Source organism: Streptomyces sp. SID3343 (assembly GCF_009865215.1).
Lineage (GTDB): Bacteria > Actinomycetota > Actinomycetes > Streptomycetales > Streptomycetaceae > Embleya.
This window is the reverse complement of record NZ_WWJX01001074.1, coordinates 1-16,715: the sequence shown is the minus strand read 5'-3', so window position 1 is coordinate 16,715 and position 16,715 is coordinate 1. Positions and strand designations below refer to the sequence as shown.

Here is a 16,715-nt window from a genome sequence, read left to right as displayed (position 1 = left end):
GCCCGCGACCCACGGCCCGCCCCGGTGCCCCTGGACGCCGCCCGCGCGCGCCGCGGGCGCGGCCCGCTCCTGCTCGCCGCGGCGGCCGCGGTCGCCGCGGTGGTGCTCGGCTTCACGGTGATCGTCGGCAGCGGTGACGACGACCGCAAGGACAGCGCCGACAAGTCCCAAGCCGGTGCGCCCGCCGCGGCTCCGCGGACACCGAGCGCGTCGGCGTCGCCCAAGGCCGAGCGTCCCGGCTCGGGCACGGCCGAGAACAACCCGACGGCGCCCGACGCCGCGGCCCCGCACGTCTACTCGGACGCCGACCTGCCCGGACAGGTCACCCGCCTGCTCGGCGAGCGCCCCAAGGACACGCACCCGCTCCCCCGCTGCGTCTCGGCGGCGGTCGGCCCCGACGTGGCGGGCGCGCTCGCCGTGGACTCGGGCACATATGGAGGGAAGTCGGCCTACGTGGTCGTCCTGCCCGGCAGTAGTGCGGCCCGGGTGCGAGTGACCATCGTGGACGCGTCGTGTTCCGCCGATGCCTCCCTGACCTCCGGGGCCTCGGAGCCTGCCACCGGCCCGGGCGTCGAGCTCTCGGGGTCCGTGTTGCTCGACACGGAGATCACCCGCGGCTGATCGGCCGGGGGCTTCGCCCACGCCGTCCGACACACCGTTATGGGCCGGGAATGGTGCGCGCCTAGGATCCGTTGTCGAACGAGACACCGCATCTCATCTGGGCGCGGGACTCGCAAGTCCGCGACGCCGACGCCGCCACCCGGCACGAGGCTCGACTGAGGAACTAGGGAAGGCTGATCGTGAGCGACGTCCGCAACGTGATCATCATCGGATCCGGTCCGACCGGATACACGGCCGCCGTCTACGCAGCGCGCGCGGACCTCAAGCCGCTGGTCTTCGAAGGCGCCGTCACGGCGGGCGGCGCGCTGATGAACACCACCGAGGTGGAGAACTTCCCCGGCTGGCCGGACGGCATCATGGGCCCGGATCTGATGGACAACATGCGCAAGCAGGCCGAGCGCTTCGGCGCCGAACTGATCCCGGACGACGTGGTGGCGGTCGACCTCAAGGGCGACGTCAAGCTCGTCACGGACAGCGCCGGCACCGTGCACAAGGCGCACGCCGTGATCCTGGCGACCGGATCCGCGTACCGCAAGCTCGACCTGCCCAACGAGGAAGCGCTCTCCGGACGCGGCGTCTCGTGGTGCGCCACGTGTGACGGCTTCTTCTTCCGCGACCAGGACATCGCGGTCGTCGGCGGCGGCGACTCCGCGATCGAGGAAGCCACCTTCCTGTCCCGCTTCGCGCGTTCGGTCACGGTGATCCACCGCCGCGACTCGCTGCGGGCGAGCAAGGCCATGCAACATCGGGCGTTCTCCGACGAGAAGATCTCGTTCGCGTGGAACAGCGAAGTCGCCGAGATCGAGGGCGACGGCAAGCTCAGCGGCGTCAAGCTGCGCGACACCGTCACCGGGGAGCTGCGCGAGCTGGCGGTGACCGGCCTGTTCATCGCGGTCGGCCACGACCCGCGCACCGAGTTGCTGGCCGGTCAGGTCGACCTCGACGCCGAGGGTTACATCAAGGTCGACGCGCCTTCCACGCACACCAACCTCACCGGCGTCTTCGCGGCCGGCGACGTCGTGGACCACACGTACCGCCAGGCGATCACCGCCGCCGGCACCGGCTGCGCCGCGGCCCTCGACGCCGAGCACTACCTCGCGTCGCTGGCCGACAAAGCCATCGCCTGATCCCACACCTGTCCGACCCAGTTCCCCCCACCAGACCGAGGAGCCACCATGGCCGGGGCCACCACCAAAGTCACCGACAAGACCTTCGACACGGACGTCCTGATGAGCGACAAGCCGGTGCTCGTCGACTTCTGGGCCGAGTGGTGCGGGCCGTGCCGCCAGATCGCTCCGGCGCTGGAGCAGATCGCGTCGGACAACGCCGACAAGATCACCATCGCGAAGCTCAACATCGACGAGAACCCGGAGATCACGACCCGCTACGGCGTGCTGTCGATCCCCACCCTGCACGTCTTCAAGGGCGGCGAGATCGTCAAGACGATCGTCGGCGCCAAGCCGAAGGCCGCGCTGCTCAGGGAGCTCGCCGAGTACGTCTGAGCCGCCCCGGCCCCGCTCCCCGAGTCGGGCCGTCGGCACGTCACCGAAGGGCGCTTCCCGGAACCGGGAAGCGCCCTTCGTACGTGTCAGCGCTTGTCGCGCCCTGAGCACAGCGGGCCGCCGGGCAGCCGCCGGGCACCGTGCGCGCCCGCCGCGAAGCATCCCGGGTCGGTACGGGAGCAGGCCGATCCGCGCGTACGATCGAGTGTTGCGTCAAAACTCGGGAGGACTCCTTTCCATGACCATGCAGCGGCGGTACCAACGCGGAGACACCGGGCCGGCGGTGGCCGAGATCAGGTCCAAGCTGGTACTGCTCGGCCTACTGCCCGCCGGTGCCCCGGCGATCGGGGCCACCTCGACGATCCGCGACACGCGGCATCACGGCGGCTACGAGGACGCGGTGTTCGACGACTCCGTGGACCTGGCCGTCCGGCACTTCCAGCAACAGCGGGCGATGACCGTGGACGGCGTCGTCGGGCCGGAGACGTACCGCCACCTCGACGAGGCACGCTGGCGCCTCGGCGACCGCATGCTGTCCTACTCGGTGGGCCACCCGACCGTCGGCGACGACGTCGCGACGCTCCAGCAGCGACTGCTCGACATGGGATTCGACTGCGGCCGCGTGGACGGCATCCTCGGCCCGGCCACCGAACGGGCGCTGCGCGAGTTCCAACGCAACTACGGCCTCGGCGCCGACGGCACGTGTGGACCGGCCACTTTCCGGGCCCTCGACCGGCTCGCCCGCACCGTCGTGGGCGGCCAGCCGCACGCCATGCGCGAGTCCGAACTGCTGCACCGCTCGGGTCCGTCGCTGGCCGGCAAGACCGTCGTGATCGACCCCGGACACGGCGGCGCCGATCACGGTGTCGTCGCGCACGGGCTGTCCGAGGCCGAGGTCGTGTGGGACCTCGCCCGCCGGCTCGAAGGCCGACTGTCCGCGCTCGGCGTCCAGGCGTACCTGACCCGCGGCGTGGACGGCGTCGGCGCGGGCAACGTCGGCAACACCGGCGAGGAGGAGCGTGCGGCCTTCGCCAACGCCACCGACGCCGACCTCGTCATATCCCTGCACGCCGACCGCAACGACAGCCCGCGCGCGGCCGGCGTCTCGTCGTACTACTACGGCAGCGGAAGTGACCGTTACGGGCGACGTTCGCCGACCGGAGAGCACTTCGCGAGCCTCGTCCAGCGTGAGCTCGTGGCCCGCACGGGCATGGTGGACGGCCGCACCCACGGCAAGGCGTGGACACTGCTCAGGCGCACGCGGATGCCCGCCGTGCGCGTGGAGTTGGGCTACCTCACCAACGCCGACGACGCGGCCCGCCTGGCCACGTCGGAGTTCCGCGACCACGCCGCCGAGTCGGTCGTCGTGGCCCTCCAGCGGCTCTACCTGCCGCCGGACGAGGACGTGCCCACGGGGATGCTGCGGTTGCCCGTCTTCTCCTGAGTCCCGGGCTCCCGAGTCCCGGGCTCCCGAGTTCCCGGCTCCCGAGTCCCGGGCCTCCGAGTCCCCGACTTCCGAGCCCCGGACGCCCGAGCCTCGGACCCCCGGCCGCCGGACTCCTCGGGTCCGGCTTTCGCGGACGCGGACCCGCGAAACCCCGCGCCCTCGTTCGGCACCACCCGATCCGCCGGCCAGCGTGAGCCCTCGGGCAGCGCATGGACCGGGATCGCGGGCCCGCCCGGTGTCCACGGCCCCGACACCCGGGAGCGGGAAGACCCGCCGAGCAGTCCGCCGACGAAACCGGCGACGGCTCCGACAGCCCCGAGACCTGCGAAAACCCAGCGCATGGATCCCATGACCCCTCCAGGGGTGGCAGCACGTTTCACGTGAAACACAAGCAAGGAAGGGGCTCGCGGTCAACGACCGCGAGCCCCTTCATACGTTCCTTTGCCGACCGCGTGCCTCGCCGGTCACGAACGCGGGCCGGTTACGGGACAAGCGCGCCGGCGTCCGGGGCGCTGCCCTGTACCGGCACTTCCGGTTCGGCGAGGCGTTGCGCGAACTGCCGACCCTCGCCGGGAGCCATCGAGGCGAGGATTCGTTCGAGGTCCTCGATCGACGCGAACTCGACGACGATCTTGCCTTTCTTGTTCCCGAGGACGACCTTCACCTCGGTCTCGAAGCGGTTCTTCAACCGGTCAGCCAAGTGGTTCAGCGCGGGAGCGACGATCCGCCCGGCACGCGGTCGACGAGGCTTCTGCGGCTTCGGCTCCGGGTCGAGGCCCTTGATCTCGAAGACGATCTCCTCGACCGTGCGGACCGTCATCCCTTCGGCGATGATCCGATCGGCGAGCGTCGCCAGTTCCTTCGGATAGCCCTCCAGGCCGAGCAGCGCTCGCGCGTGCCCGGCGAGCAGGGTGCCGGCCGCCAGCTTCGTCCGAACCGGCGTCGGGAGCTTCAACAACCGCAGAGTGTTCGTCACGTACGGACGCGAGCGCCCGATCCGCGCCGCGAGCTCATCGTGGCTGCACGCGAACTCCTCCAGCAACTGTTCGTAGGCGAGGGCCTCTTCCAGCGGATTGAGTTCGGCCCGATGCAGGTTCTCCAGGAGCGCGTCGAGGAGCAACTTGTCGTCGTGGGTCACCCGCACGATCGCCGGGATATGGGAGAGCCCAGCCTCCTTGGAGGCTCGCCAACGCCGCTCGCCCATGACGAGTTCGTAGGTGTCGTCGCCCAACGGACGGACTACGACGGGCTGGAGGATGCCGACTTCCTTGATCGAAGCGACCAGCTCCGCCAGCGCCCCCTCGTCGAACTCCGCCCGCGGCTGCCGTGGGTTCGGCGAGATGGCGTCCAGCGGCAGTTCCGCGTAGAGCGCGGCCGGGGGCGGCGGCTCATCGGGCGTGGGCTCCCCTACCAACGGAATCGACGCCGGCGACAGGGCCGACTCGTCCGTCGCTATGGCCGCTATGGCGCGCAAGGTCGCCGACGCAGAAGACGAGGGCTTCGTCGGCTTCGGCGGGATGAGCGAGTCGAGACCCTTGCCCAGCCCCCTGCGTGGTGCACTCACACTTCCTCCTTGGCCGTCGTGACACTACGCAACGCCATCTCCCGCGCCGCTTCGAGATACGACAGCGCCCCGGTCGAGCCGGGGTCGTAGGTCATCACGGTCTGCCCGTAACTCGGCGCCTCGGAAATTCGCACCGACCGCGGGATCGCCGTCGGCAGCACCTCGTCCGGGAAGTGGTCGCGCACCTCTTGGGCGACCTGGGCCGCGAGGCGCGTGCGCGCGTCGTACATGGTCAACAGAATCGTCGAGACATGCAGATTCGGGTTCAGGTGCGCGCGGACCAGATCGACGTTGCGCAGCAACTGCCCCAATCCTTCCAGGGCGTAGTACTCGCACTGGATCGGGATGACCACCTCGGCACCCGCCACGAGCGCGTTGACCGTCAACAGGCCGAGCGAGGGCGGACAGTCGATGAGGATGTAGTCCAACGGCTGTTCGTAGGCCGAGAGCGCCCGTTGCAGCCGGCTCTCACGTGCGACGAGTGAGACCAGTTCGATCTCGGCGCCGGCGAGGTCGATCGTGGCCGGGGCACAGAACAAGCCCTCGACATCGCGCACCGGCTGAACGACCTCGGCGAGGTCCCGGCTCTCGACGAGCACTTCGTAGATCGACGGGACCCCGGCGTGGTGGTCCACACCCAGCGCGGTGGAGGCGTTGCCCTGCGGATCGAGGTCGACCACGAGTACGCGCGCACCGTGCATGGCAAGCGCTGCCGCGAGGTTGACGGTCGACGTCGTCTTGCCGACCCCGCCCTTTTGGTTCGCGACCACCATGACTCGGGTGCGTTCCGGGCGCGGAAGCCCCTCGGAGGCACGGCCCATCGTCTCCACGGCCTGCTTGGCCGCTCTGGCGATGGGAGTGTCATCGATTCCGGGTGCCTCTGTTTCACGTGAAACGTCGACGGCGCCCACTCGGGGCGACGGCATCGAGGCAGTCGGATACTCGGACGGCAACGGATCACTCTCCTTTCCTGCCGTGGCGGCAGGGGCTGCCGCAGCGACAGGGGCTGCCGCGGCGACACCCAGGCCGACGGAATAGCCATGCACTGCGGCGGCACTCTCAGAGGGTGCCACGTTCCGACGCGTCTGAGGTGAGTAGAAGCGTTTCCATGGCGCACGTTTCACGTGAAACACGATCGCCGGTGCGGGCACAGGACGGCGGGTACGACACACCCTCGGAGGGCAGCATCGCCAGTTCAGCCGTCCGGCCCAGCGAGGACGAGATCTACTTCGCGGGGCGCCGCCTGGTGGCCCTCGCGCCGGTGGATTTCACCCCGCGCCGCGCTTTGGCGGACCTGGCTTCCTTCAGTGGCGCGACATTGCCGATCCGCACCCGGACAACCGTGGTCAACGGATCGACGATGCCCTCGCCCGCGTGCGCGACCTCCCACGAGACCGCGCCGAGCTTGCGCAGGTCCGCCTCGGACTCAGCGAGTTCCTCTGCGGCCGAGTCGCCCTTGAGCGCGAGCATCTCGCCGTGGGAACCGAGCAACGGCAGCCCCCACCCGGCGAGCTTGGCCAGCGGTGCGACCGCGCGCGCGGTGACCACGTCCGCGGACGTACGGCCGCGCAGTTCCTCGGCTCGGCCGCGCAGCACCTCGACGTTGTCGAGCCCGAGTTCGGCGACGACCTCGTCGAGGAAGGTGGTCCGGCGCAGCAGCGGCTCGACGAGCGTGATGCGCAGATCCGGGCGCACGAGCGCGAGCGGGATGCCGGGAAGGCCACCGCCCGAGCCGACGTCGTGCACGATCGCGTTCTCGGCGATCAGCTCGGCGACCACGCCGCAGTTGAGCAGGTGCCGCTCCCAGAGCCGCCCCACTTCACGCGGACCGACCATTCCCCGGCGAACGCCGGGGCCGGCCAGCAGGTCGGCATAGTGGATCGCCCGCTCCAGGTTGTCACCGAAGAGACGGCTTGCCGCCTCCGGTGCCTCGGGGGCGCGTTCGTCCGCCGGCGGGCCGGGGGTCGTGTCGTCCTGACGTTTCACGTGGAACATCATCCCAGGAACGGCGCCGGCCCCACCTGCAACACAGGTGGGGCCGGCGCGACGGCTTGCGGAAAACGGGTCGGCTGACCCGGGTCAAGCAGGAAGGACGACGACGCAGCGATTGGGCTCCTCGCCCTCCGATTCGCTGCGCAGTCCCGCCTCCGCGACGGTGTCGTGCACGACCTTGCGCTCGAACGGGGTCATCGGCTTGAGCTTGAGCGCCGTGCCCGATGCCTTGACCTCCTCGACCGCTTCGCCGGCGATCTCCGCCAGGTTCGCCCGCTTGGCCGCACGGAAACCGGCGACGTCGAGCATCAGGCGGCTGCGCTCACCGGTCTCCCGGTGCACGGCGAGGCGGGTGAGCTCCTGGAGTGCTTCCAGGACTTCCCCGTCACGGCCGACAAGACGCTTGAGGTCCGGACCCGAGGCTTCGCTCTCGTCACCGGCGATCACCGAGACCGAGGCGCGACCGCCTTCGACGTCCATGTCGATGTCGCCGTCCAGGTCGGCGATGTCGAGCAACGCCTCCAGGTAGTCCGCAGCGATCTCCCCCTCCTGCTCCAGACGGCTGATCTCCTCCGCCGTGAGCGTGATCCGGCGCGAGGCGGCGGGAGAGTCGACGGCGGGGGACGTGCCTTCCGTCACAGGGGAACTCCTTTGTGGACGAGTGAGCGAGTCTTGCGGGTCCGAGGCGACCTGCCCGTCGAGGGCGGTCACTTCTTCCTCGGGTGATGCTTCCGGCTCTGGGTCTGCTTTCGCGCCCCGGAGTGCGGTGTGCGGGCCGTCGAGCCCTTCACCGAACCGTTCGACCTCGCGGTGGTCCCGGAACCGTTGCCCGTGGACGCCCCGGTCCCCGACGTGTCCGAGGTGTCCGAGGTCGCGTCCTGCCCGTGGGTTTCCGCCTCGTCACGGGCCCGCGCCTTGCGCTGCGACTTGGTGAGTCGGGCCGGCTGCACCCGCTTCGCGGCCTGGGCCTTGAGCTCGGCCTGCTGTGCCTCGTACTCGGCGGCGTCGACGACCTTGCCGTCGGGGAGCAGGACCTTGCCCTCCTTGCGCGCCTTCTCGGCGAGTTTGACCTGCCGCGCCTTGAACGCCGGGCTGCCCGGTGTGGGGTTGCGGTTGATCACGTAGAGCTGCTGGCCCATCGTCCACACGTTGGTGGTGAGCCAGTAGATGAGCACACCCACGGGGAAGTTGATACCGAAGACCGCGAACATGATCGGGAACGCGTACATCATCAGCTTCTGCTGCTTCGCGAACGGGTTGCCCACGAGCGAAGCAGGGTCGGTGTTCTTCGTCATCAGCTGGCGCTGGGTGAAGAACTGCGACGCCGACATCAGGATGATCATGATGACCGTGACGATGCGCACCGTGGTCAGGTCCGCGTGCAGCTGGTCCTGGATCTTGTGTGCGGAGTCGGTGAACTTGGCGGCGATCGGCGCGCCGAAGATGTGCGCCTTCTGTGCGCTGTCGACCAGGTCGCGGTCGATGACACCGACGGTACGGTTCTGCGAGACCCGCTGCAGCACGTGGAACAGGGCGAAGAAGAACGGCGACTGGACCAGGATCGGAAGGCAGCTCGAAAGCGGGTTGGTACCCGTTTCCTTGTAGAGCTTCATCATTTCCTGGGACTGACGCTCACGGTCGTCCTTGTACCGCTTCTGCAGTTCCTTGATGCGCGGCTGCAGTGCCTGGAGTCCTCGGGTCGCCTTGATCTGCTTGACGAACAGCGGGATCAGGCAGATCCGGATGACGACCACGAGGCAGACGATGGACAGCCCCCACGCCAAACCGCTGTCCTTGCCGAAGATCGGGCTGAACAGCGAGTGGAACTGGACGATGATCCAGGAGACTGCGGTATATAGGGGGTTCAGAATCCCCACGGTCATGCTCCTCGGGCGGTGGTGTTCGCACCGGGCGCGGGCTCGGTACGGCCGGTGCTGGACGTCTGCTGCCGCTCGTGTGGCTCCGACTCCGAGTGCGTGTTCCGCTCGGGGAGCTGCCACCAACGGCGTGTGCGCGGCGGCACAGGATCGACACCGCCAGAGTTCCAGGGGTTGCAGCGCAGGATGCGCCACACAGTGAGGTAGGTGCCCTTGACCGCGCCATGGACGGACATCGCCTCGTACCCATAATGCGAGCACGACGGGTGGAAGCGGCACACCGGCCCGAGCATCGGGCTGATCGTCCACTGATAGACCCGAATGAACCCCATGAACAGGTACTTCACGCCGTCGCTCCCGGCTTGACCGCAGGCCCGTCCGCTCGAACCGCGACGGAGCGCCCGGCCCGGCTCAGGAGCCGGTCGAACGCGGCGTCCAGATCCCGCGCCAGGGCGTCATGATCCGCCTGGGCAGCAGGCGGCAATGCCCGTACCACGACCAGGCTACCTGCCGGAAGCAGGGCCAATCGGTCGCGGACGAGATGGCGAAGCCGACGCTTGACGACGTTGCGGACAACAGCGGGGCCGACAGCCTTGCTCACGACGAAACCCGCACGCGGCGGTGGAGCGTGCTCCACACCCGCGTGCGGGTCCTCTGCCACAGATTGGCGCAGGGTGTCCGGCTCGGACGGCTGCGTGGTCTCCGGGGCGCGTTCCGGGTTCCCGGCCTTGCTCGTCCCCTGCTGTCGCAGGTGGACGACCAGGTTCGGTCGACCGGCTCGACGCCCGCGGCGAACCGCGATCGCGAAGTCCTCGCGCCGCCTCAGCCGGTTGTCGGGAGGCAGCACGGAAAGATCCGCGAACTCAGGCGGAAAGCTCCGCGCGGCCCTTGCGGCGACGGGCAGCAAGGATGGCGCGACCGGCACGGGTGCGCATGCGCAGCCGGAACCCGTGGGTCTTCGCCCGGCGACGGTTGTTCGGCTGGAAGGTGCGCTTGCTCACTCGGGGGCTCCAGGATTTGAATCGTGGGCCGGCAGAAAAGACCGCCGGCCACCACCGTACGTCCGCATCGACATGATCTCGGACATGCGGCAGCGGTCGTCAGACAACTAGACCGGCCCACGGTACGTACGAAGGGGCGACGGGGTCAAATGGGGGATCCGGGGCACCCCGCCCACCTGCACAAACGTCATTCGGCGAGCACTGTACACAGGCTGTGGACAACGGCTTGAGCAGCCCGGCGGGCGCCACTACCGTGAACAGGTGGCATCGGACCGGAGCGCTCGCTCCCGGGGTCCGGGACACTGGGAGTCCTCCCGAGACCTGTGTCGATGCAATGAAAGAGCGTGCACCGTGGCTGACATCACCAGCGACCTCGCCGCAGTCTGGGCACGGTTCCTGGAACGACTGGCCACCGACGACTCGGTCACGGCCAAGGACAAGGGATGGCTCCAGCGGACCCAGCCGCTGACGCTCTTCTCGGACACCGCGCTGCTCGCGGTGCCGAACGAGTTTGCCAAAGAGGTCTTGGAGACCCGGCTCCGCCAGGTGGTCACCGATGCGTTGAGCCATGGTTTCGGGCGGCCGATCCGGTTCGCCGTGAGCGTCGAGCCGAGCGCGGGCGAGCCCGAACCGGTCCCGGATCGGCTCGATCGCTCGCCACGTCACGACGACTACAACCCGAGCCCGTACGGCCGCCCGTCCTACGGCGGCGACCGCTACGGCCGCGACGGCTATCCCCAGGAGCCGTACGGCCAGCAGTCGTACCGGCAGGACCGGGACCCCTACGGCGATCCGTCGTACCAGCAGGAGTATCCGCACGAGCGCTACGCACCGGGCCCGTATCGGGACCGGGACTCGCGGGACAGGGACTCACGCGACGCCCGCGATCCCCGTGACCCGCGCGAGCAGCGGGACCGGGATCAGCGCGGTGACCCGCGCGATCCGCGTGACCCGCGCGATCCGCGGGATACCCGCGATCAATACGGATACGGCGGCAATCCGAGCGGTTCGTCGGACCACCCGGGAATTCCGCCGTCCGACGGGACCCTTTTCGCCGATCGCGAAGACCTGTTCGGACCACCCGGGTTTTCCACACCTTCCGTCCACAGCTTTGTGGATAATTCGACACATGGATCCGGCGACAGGGAGACTCCGTCGGGGCTCCCTCATTCGCCCCAATCGCCGCAGCAGTCCCCGCCGTCCCACCAGTCCCCGCCCACGCCGCCGGCCGAACTGCCCGGTGGGCGTCCGTTGCGGTTGCCCCGGCCCGGGACCGGGCGCGAGCACGGCGTGGTCGAACACGAGCCGGCCGCACGGCTGAACCCCAAGTACCTCTTCGAGACCTTCGTCATCGGGTCCAGCAACCGGTTCGCGCACGCGGCCGCCGTCGCCGTGGCCGAGGCGCCCGCGAAGGCGTACAACCCGCTGTTCATCTACGGCGAGTCCGGGCTGGGCAAAACGCACCTTCTGCACGCGATCGGGCATTACGCGAAGAGCCTGTATCCGGGCACGCGTGTTCGATATGTGAGTTCCGAGGAGTTCACCAACGAATTCATCAACTCGATCCGCGACGGCAAGGCCGACGGTTTCCGCCGGCGCTACCGCGACGTGGACGTCCTCCTGGTCGACGACATCCAGTTCCTGGAGACCAAGGAGCAGACGCAGGAGGAGTTCTTCCACACCTTCAATACGCTCCACAACGCGAACAAGCAGATCGTGATCTCCTCCGACCGACCGCCCAAGCAACTGGTCACCCTGGAGGACCGGCTGCGGAACCGGTTCGAGTGGGGTCTGCTCACCGACGTCCAGCCGCCGGAGCTGGAGACGCGTATCGCGATCCTGCGCAAGAAGGCGATCCAGGAGGGGCTCAACGCGCCGCCGGACGTGCTGGAGTACATCGCCAGCAAGATCTCGCGCAACATTCGGGAGCTGGAGGGGGCGCTGATCCGGGTCACCGCGTTCGCGAGCCTGAATCGGCAGCCGGTGGACCTGCAGCTCACCGAGATCGTGCTCAAGGATCTCATTCCGGACAGCGCGGGTCCGGAGATCACCGCGACCACGATCATGGCGCACACCGCGGCCTACTTCGGGCTGTCCGTCGAGGACCTGTGCGGCACCTCGCGCAGCCGGGTGCTGGTGACGGCCCGGCAGATCGCGATGTACCTGTGCCGTGAGCTGACCGATCTGTCACTGCCCAAGATCGGTGCCCAGTTCGGCGGGCGAGACCACACCACGGTGATGCACGCCGACCGCAAGATCCGGTCCCTGATGGCCGAGCGGCGCTCGATCTACAACCAGGTCACCGAGCTCACGAACCGCATCAAAAGCTGACAAAACGCACCCGCGTCACCCTCTTGGGCCGGCCGGCGTTCCCTTTTTGGGGCGCCGGCCTCTCTGTGCGCACTGTGACCTTCGTCTCATCGCGCCGTTTTCAGGCCGAGTTATCCACCGATCAGCGGCCGGATCGGCATCCACACCATGGGGACGACGTGTTTGGCCGTTGGTTCCCCACAATGGCTGCGAGAACCTGGGGAAAACGCCGGCGAGCCGGCAGGTCAGGTTCCTGTGGGGATGTGCGGCAACCTTCTCCACAGACTGTGGATAACTTTTCGGTCGCGCGACGTCCACACCCGCTTCACGTGGTTGTCCACCACTCGTCCACCGACTTTTCGCGGTTGTCCCCAGGTTGTCCACGGATCTGTCCACAGTCGGGGCGGTTTCACCCCTTACGGTGAATACCGCGCCGAGCGGGGTCCACGAGGGGTGGGGACAACCTGCCTCCAACCTGGGGATTCGCTGGGGACAAGTGGGGGTAGCCCTGGGGACGGCCTGTGGAGCCATTTCGGGCATCCACAGACAGAGGGGGTTTATCCACTGGTCCACCCACACCCCGCAGTGGACAAAAAATAGGCTCCGACCTGCGGATATACCGGTTATCCACGGTATCCACACCCCCTACTACTACGACCACACGTAGTTCAAGGCAGATGACGGGTAAACAGTCGGGTCGGCCCGAATCTGTGGACTGCGCGTTTTCGAGGGGCTGCGCGGGCTGTCGGTGGAGTGCGTCAGACTGTGTGCCGGTGCCGGACCCCGACGACGGTCGAGACCTACCGACGAGATGCCGGCCAGACGAGATGCCAGACAACAGATGACGGCCGGAAACGGCAGGAGGCGGTGAATCCGGTGAAGTTCCGGGTCGAGCGTGACGTTCTCGCTGATGCGGTGGCGTGGACCGCACGCAGTCTCCCGGCGCGGCCGGCGGTTCCCGTCCTCGCCGGATTGCTCCTGGAGGCCGCGGAGCAGCGGTTGACGCTCTCCAGCTTCGACTACGAGGTCTCCGCTCGCGGCGGCTTCGAGGCCGAGGTCGACGAACCGGGCCGCGTGCTGGTCTCGGGGCGACTGCTCGCCGACATCTCCAAGAGCCTGCCGAACCGGCCGGTGGAGATCTCCACCGACGGCGCCAAGGTGACCGTGGTCTGCGGCAGCGCGCGATTCACCCTGCCGACCCTGCCTGTGGAGGACTACCCGGCACTGCCGGACATGCCCACCGCCGCGGGTTCGGTGCCCGGCGACGTCTTCGCCGCCGCCGTGGCCCAGGTCGCGATCGCCGCGGGTCGCGACGACACGCTGCCGATGCTCACCGGCGTCCGGGTCGAGATCGAGGGCGAGACCGTCACCCTCGCCGCGACCGACCGCTACCGGCTCGCCGTGCGCCAGTTCACCTGGAAGCCCGAGGCCGACGGCCTGTCCTCCGCGGTGGCCCTGGTTCCGGCCAAGACGCTCAACGACACCGCCAGGTCGCTGACCCAGGGCGACAGCGTCCAGATCGCGCTGTCCGGGGACAAGATCGGCGAGGGCATGATCGGGTTCGAGGGCTCCGGTCGGCGCACCACGACCCGCCTGCTCGAAGGCGAATTCCCCAAGTACCGCGCGCTGTTCCCGGAGCAGTCCGAGACCGTGGCCACCGTCGAGACCGCGCCTTTCGTGGACGCCGTCAAGCGTGTGTCGCTGGTCGCCGAGCGCAACACCCCGGTGCGGCTGTCCTTTTCCGACGGGCGGCTCGTGCTCGAAGCCGGCTCCGGCGACGAGGCGCAGGCGTCCGAGGCCATCGACGCGACGCTGACGGGGGAGGAGATCTCGATCGCCTTCAACCCGGGCTTCCTGCTGGAGGGGCTCAGCGCGATCGGCTCCCCGGTCGCGCAGATCTCGTTCACGACGTCCACCAAGCCGGCCGTGATGACCGGCAAGCCCGACGTCGAGGCCGAGGCGACCGACGAGTACCGCTACCTGATCATGCCGGTGCGCCTGTCGGGCTGAACGCCCGTCCACACCCGGTCCACAACCCGTACACAGTCGGGTTCGACGACCACGCATGACCCCGCGGCCGCGCGGGCAACCGCCATCCGCGTACCGTCGACGCGGTGAAAAGCCCTCACGAGGGGCGAGCCCCTCACCAGGGGCGTGAAGCGGCCTCGGTGGTGCCCTATCCGGCATCGCAGCAGCGAACGAAGGATTTCAGGATGCAGCTCGGACTCGTCGGCCTCGGCAAGATGGGTGGCAACATGCGTGAGCGTCTGCGCTCCGCGGGCCACACGGTTGTGGGCTACGACCGCAACGCGGACGTAGCCGACGTCCACAGCCTCAAAGAGCTTGTGGACACGCTCGCCGCTCCGCGCGTGGTGTGGGTCATGGTGCCCGCCGGGGATCCCACCCAGGCGACGGTGGACGCGCTCGCCGAACTCCTGTCGCCCGGCGACGTGGTCGTCGACGGCGGCAACTCGCGCTGGACCGACGACATCAAGCACGCCGAGGCGCTTGCCCAAAAGAGCATCGGGTTCGTCGACTGCGGTGTCTCCGGCGGGGTTTGGGGTCGTCAGAACGGCTACGCGCTGATGTGCGGCGGCGAGAGCGAGAACGTCGAGAAGGTCAAGCCGATCTTCGACGCGCTCAAGCCCGAGGGCCCCGCCGGCTATGTGCACGCCGGCAAGGTCGGCGCGGGCCACTTCGCCAAGATGGTCCACAACGGCATCGAATACGCGCTCATGCAGGCGTATGCCGAAGGCTGGGAGCTGCTGGAGGCCGCCGACGTCGTCACCGACGTGCGCGAGGTCTTCCGCAGCTGGCAGGAGGGCACCGTCATCCGCTCGTGGCTGCTCGACCTGGCCGTGCGCGCGATGGACGACGACGAGCACCTGGAGGGCCTGCGCGGCTACGCGGAGGACTCCGGTGAGGGTCGCTGGACCGTCGAGGCGGCCATCGATCACGCCGTGCCGCTGCCCGCGATCACCGCGTCGCTGTTCGCGCGGTTCGCGTCGCGTCAGGACGACTCGCCGCAGATGAAGATGATCGCCGCGCTGCGCAACCAGTTCGGCGGGCACGCGGTCACCGCCGCGTCCACCCACAAGGGCGCCGACGCCCCGGGTGCCGACGTCACACCGCCGAAGGAGGCCGACGCGGGCTGATCGGCAGCCCGTTCGCCTATGCATGTAGCGCACCTTTCGCTCGTCGACTACCGGTCCTACGCTCGGGTCGAGGTTCCCCTCGAACCGGGCGTGACCGCGTTCGTGGGCCCCAACGGTCAGGGCAAGACCAACCTCGTCGAGGCGATCGGCTACCTGGCCACGTTGGGCAGCCACCGAGTCGCCTCCGACGCGCCGTTGGTCCGGCTCGGGGCCGAACGCGCCTACGTCCGCGCGAGCATCGTGCACCACGGCCGCACCGCGCTCGCCGAGCTGGAGATCAACCCGGGCAAGGCCAATCGCGCCCGGATCAACCGCTCGGCGGCCACCCGTCCGCGCGACCTGCTCGGCCTGCTGCGAAGCGTGCTGTTCGCGCCCGAGGATCTGGCCCTGGTCAAGGGCGACCCCGGCGAACGCCGCAAGTTCCTCGACGAGTTGCTCACCGCGCGCACCCCGCGCCTGCTCGGCGTGCGCCAGGACTACGACCGCGTGCTCAAGCAGCGCAACACGCTGCTGCGTACCGCCGCGATGGCCCGACGCGCCGGCGGCGCCCGCAGCGGCGCGCTGAGCACGCTCGACGTGTGGGACGAGCACCTGGCCGCCACCGGGGCCGAACTGACCGCGGCCAGACTCGACTTGGTGGCGTCCCTGCAACCGCTCGTGGACAAGTCCTACGACGCGTTGTCCACCGGGGGCGGCCCGACCGTACTGGACTACCGCAGCTCGATGTCCGAGGACCCGCTGCCGCACGACCGCGCCGGCATCCACGCCGTGATGACCGCGGCGATCGCGGCGGGACGCGCGGCCGAGGTCGAGCGCGGGCAGACCCTGATCGGCCCGCACCGCGACGATCTCGTGCTCCGGCTCGGCCCGTTGCCCGCCAAGGGCTACGCCAGCCACGGCGAGTCGTGGTCCTACGCGCTCGCGCTTCGGCTCGGCTCCTACGAGCTCCTGCGCGCCGACGGCGGCGAGCCCGTACTCGTGCTCGACGACGTGTTCGCCGAGCTCGACACCACACGTCGCGAGCGCCTCGCCGAGATGGTCGCCGACGGTGAGCAGGTGCTGGTCACCGCCGCCGTGGCGCAGGACGTGCCGCCCGTGCTCGCCGGGGCGCGTTTCGACGTCGCGGACGGCGAGGTCCACCGGGTGGCCCCGAGTGAGTGACGAAGCGCGTAACCCCGCCGCGGCCGGCAGGTCCGCCGGGGGCCGGCCCAAGTCCGCGAGCGGGGCACCGGCCGACCCGGCGCCG

At 69.2% G+C, this 16,715-nt stretch carries 15 protein-coding genes and 1 pseudogene; 8 read left to right on the top strand and 8 right to left on the bottom strand.

Going from position 1 to position 16,715, the window contains the following annotated elements; genetic code table 11:
* From GT354_RS33355 to GT354_RS33340, 4 genes are all read left to right on the top strand, one after another.
* On the top strand, window positions 1–621 hold a 621-nt coding region (locus GT354_RS33355), incomplete at its 5' end, for a hypothetical protein (RefSeq protein ID WP_237535724.1).
* Between the two features lie 179 nt (window positions 622–800).
* Complete coding sequence (gene trxB, locus GT354_RS33350; protein ID WP_161360101.1) at window positions 801–1,748, top strand: thioredoxin-disulfide reductase; 948 nt, start codon at window positions 801–803, stop codon at window positions 1,746–1,748.
* A 48-nt stretch (window positions 1,749–1,796) separates the two neighbouring features.
* Window positions 1,797–2,123, top strand: coding sequence for a thioredoxin (gene trxA / locus GT354_RS33345; protein WP_161360100.1), 327 nt, complete (start codon window positions 1,797–1,799; stop codon window positions 2,121–2,123).
* Window positions 2,124–2,361: 238 nt separating this feature from the next.
* Window positions 2,362–3,567, top strand: coding sequence for an N-acetylmuramoyl-L-alanine amidase (locus GT354_RS33340; RefSeq protein ID WP_161360099.1), 1,206 nt, complete (start codon window positions 2,362–2,364; stop codon window positions 3,565–3,567).
* Between the two features lie 484 nt (window positions 3,568–4,051).
* Here GT354_RS33340 and GT354_RS33335 read toward each other — a convergent pair whose 3' ends face one another.
* The 8 genes and pseudogenes from GT354_RS33335 to rpmH form a co-directional block, all read right to left on the bottom strand.
* Window positions 4,052–5,134, bottom strand: coding sequence for a ParB/RepB/Spo0J family partition protein (locus GT354_RS33335; protein WP_161360098.1), 1,083 nt, complete (start codon window positions 5,132–5,134; stop codon window positions 4,052–4,054).
* A 26-nt stretch (window positions 5,135–5,160) separates the two neighbouring features.
* A pseudogene (locus GT354_RS33330) lies at window positions 5,161–6,060 on the bottom strand (ParA family protein); the annotation flags it as partial.
* A 298-nt stretch (window positions 6,061–6,358) separates the two neighbouring features.
* On the bottom strand, window positions 6,359–7,129 hold the full coding sequence (rsmG, locus tag GT354_RS33325) for a 16S rRNA (guanine(527)-N(7))-methyltransferase RsmG (RefSeq protein ID WP_237535728.1): 771 nt from the start codon (window positions 7,127–7,129) through the stop codon (window positions 6,359–6,361).
* Window positions 7,130–7,213: 84 nt separating this feature from the next.
* A complete protein-coding gene (locus GT354_RS33320) occupies window positions 7,214–7,714 on the bottom strand; it encodes a R3H domain-containing nucleic acid-binding protein (RefSeq protein WP_161360104.1) in 501 nt (166 codons plus the stop codon).
* A 119-nt stretch (window positions 7,715–7,833) separates the two neighbouring features.
* Window positions 7,834–9,003, bottom strand: coding sequence for a membrane protein insertase YidC (gene yidC, locus GT354_RS33315; RefSeq protein ID WP_346012293.1), 1,170 nt, complete (start codon window positions 9,001–9,003; stop codon window positions 7,834–7,836).
* Window positions 9,004–9,005: 2 nt separating this feature from the next.
* The gene (yidD, locus tag GT354_RS33310; protein ID WP_161360094.1) at window positions 9,006–9,350 is read right to left on the bottom strand and encodes a membrane protein insertion efficiency factor YidD; all 345 of its coding nucleotides are present in this window, start codon (window positions 9,348–9,350) and stop codon (window positions 9,006–9,008) included.
* On the bottom strand, window positions 9,347–9,850 hold the full coding sequence (rnpA, locus tag GT354_RS33305) for a ribonuclease P protein component (RefSeq protein ID WP_161360093.1): 504 nt from the start codon (window positions 9,848–9,850) through the stop codon (window positions 9,347–9,349). The genes yidD and rnpA overlap by 4 nt, the downstream gene beginning before the upstream one ends.
* Window positions 9,851–9,866: 16 nt before the next feature.
* Window positions 9,867–10,004, bottom strand: coding sequence for a 50S ribosomal protein L34 (rpmH, locus tag GT354_RS33300; RefSeq protein WP_010849920.1), 138 nt, complete (start codon window positions 10,002–10,004; stop codon window positions 9,867–9,869).
* Between the two features lie 351 nt (window positions 10,005–10,355).
* Here rpmH and dnaA point away from each other — a divergent pair, with 351 nt between their 5' ends.
* The 4 genes from dnaA to recF all read left to right on the top strand — a co-directional run bounded on the left by dnaA (window position 10,356) and on the right by recF (window position 16,630).
* Entirely contained in the window at window positions 10,356–12,335 is a 1,980-nt protein-coding gene (gene dnaA / locus GT354_RS33295) for a chromosomal replication initiator protein DnaA (RefSeq protein WP_161360092.1), read from the top strand.
* A gap of 855 nt (window positions 12,336–13,190) precedes the next feature.
* Window positions 13,191–14,324 carry a DNA polymerase III subunit beta gene (gene dnaN / locus GT354_RS33290; protein WP_161360103.1) on the top strand — a complete coding sequence of 378 codons (1,134 nt, stop codon included), beginning with the start codon at window positions 13,191–13,193 and terminating at the stop codon, window positions 14,322–14,324.
* Window positions 14,325–14,527: 203 nt separating this feature from the next.
* Window positions 14,528–15,469 carry a phosphogluconate dehydrogenase (NAD(+)-dependent, decarboxylating) gene (gene gnd, locus GT354_RS33285; RefSeq protein WP_161360091.1) on the top strand — a complete coding sequence of 314 codons (942 nt, stop codon included), beginning with the start codon at window positions 14,528–14,530 and terminating at the stop codon, window positions 15,467–15,469.
* A gap of 18 nt (window positions 15,470–15,487) precedes the next feature.
* On the top strand, window positions 15,488–16,630 hold the full coding sequence (gene recF / locus GT354_RS33280; protein ID WP_161360090.1) for a DNA replication/repair protein RecF: 1,143 nt from the start codon (window positions 15,488–15,490) through the stop codon (window positions 16,628–16,630).
* Window positions 16,631–16,715 lie beyond the last annotated feature (85 nt).

What these genes read in the sequence shown, in the direction of transcription:
- trxA (WP_161360100.1), top strand. Translation starts at nt 1,797, where the DNA reads ATGGCCGGGGCCACCACCAAAGTCACCGACAAGACCTTCGACACGGAC.
- GT354_RS33340 (WP_161360099.1), top strand. Translation starts at nt 2,362, where the DNA reads ATGACCATGCAGCGGCGGTACCAACGCGGAGACACCGGGCCGGCGGTG.
- rsmG (WP_237535728.1), bottom strand. Translation starts at nt 7,129, where the DNA reads ATGTTCCACGTGAAACGTCAGGACGACACGACCCCCGGCCCGCCGGCG.
- gnd (WP_161360091.1), top strand. Translation starts at nt 14,528, where the DNA reads ATGCAGCTCGGACTCGTCGGCCTCGGCAAGATGGGTGGCAACATGCGT.
- recF (WP_161360090.1), top strand. Translation starts at nt 15,488, where the DNA reads ATGCATGTAGCGCACCTTTCGCTCGTCGACTACCGGTCCTACGCTCGG.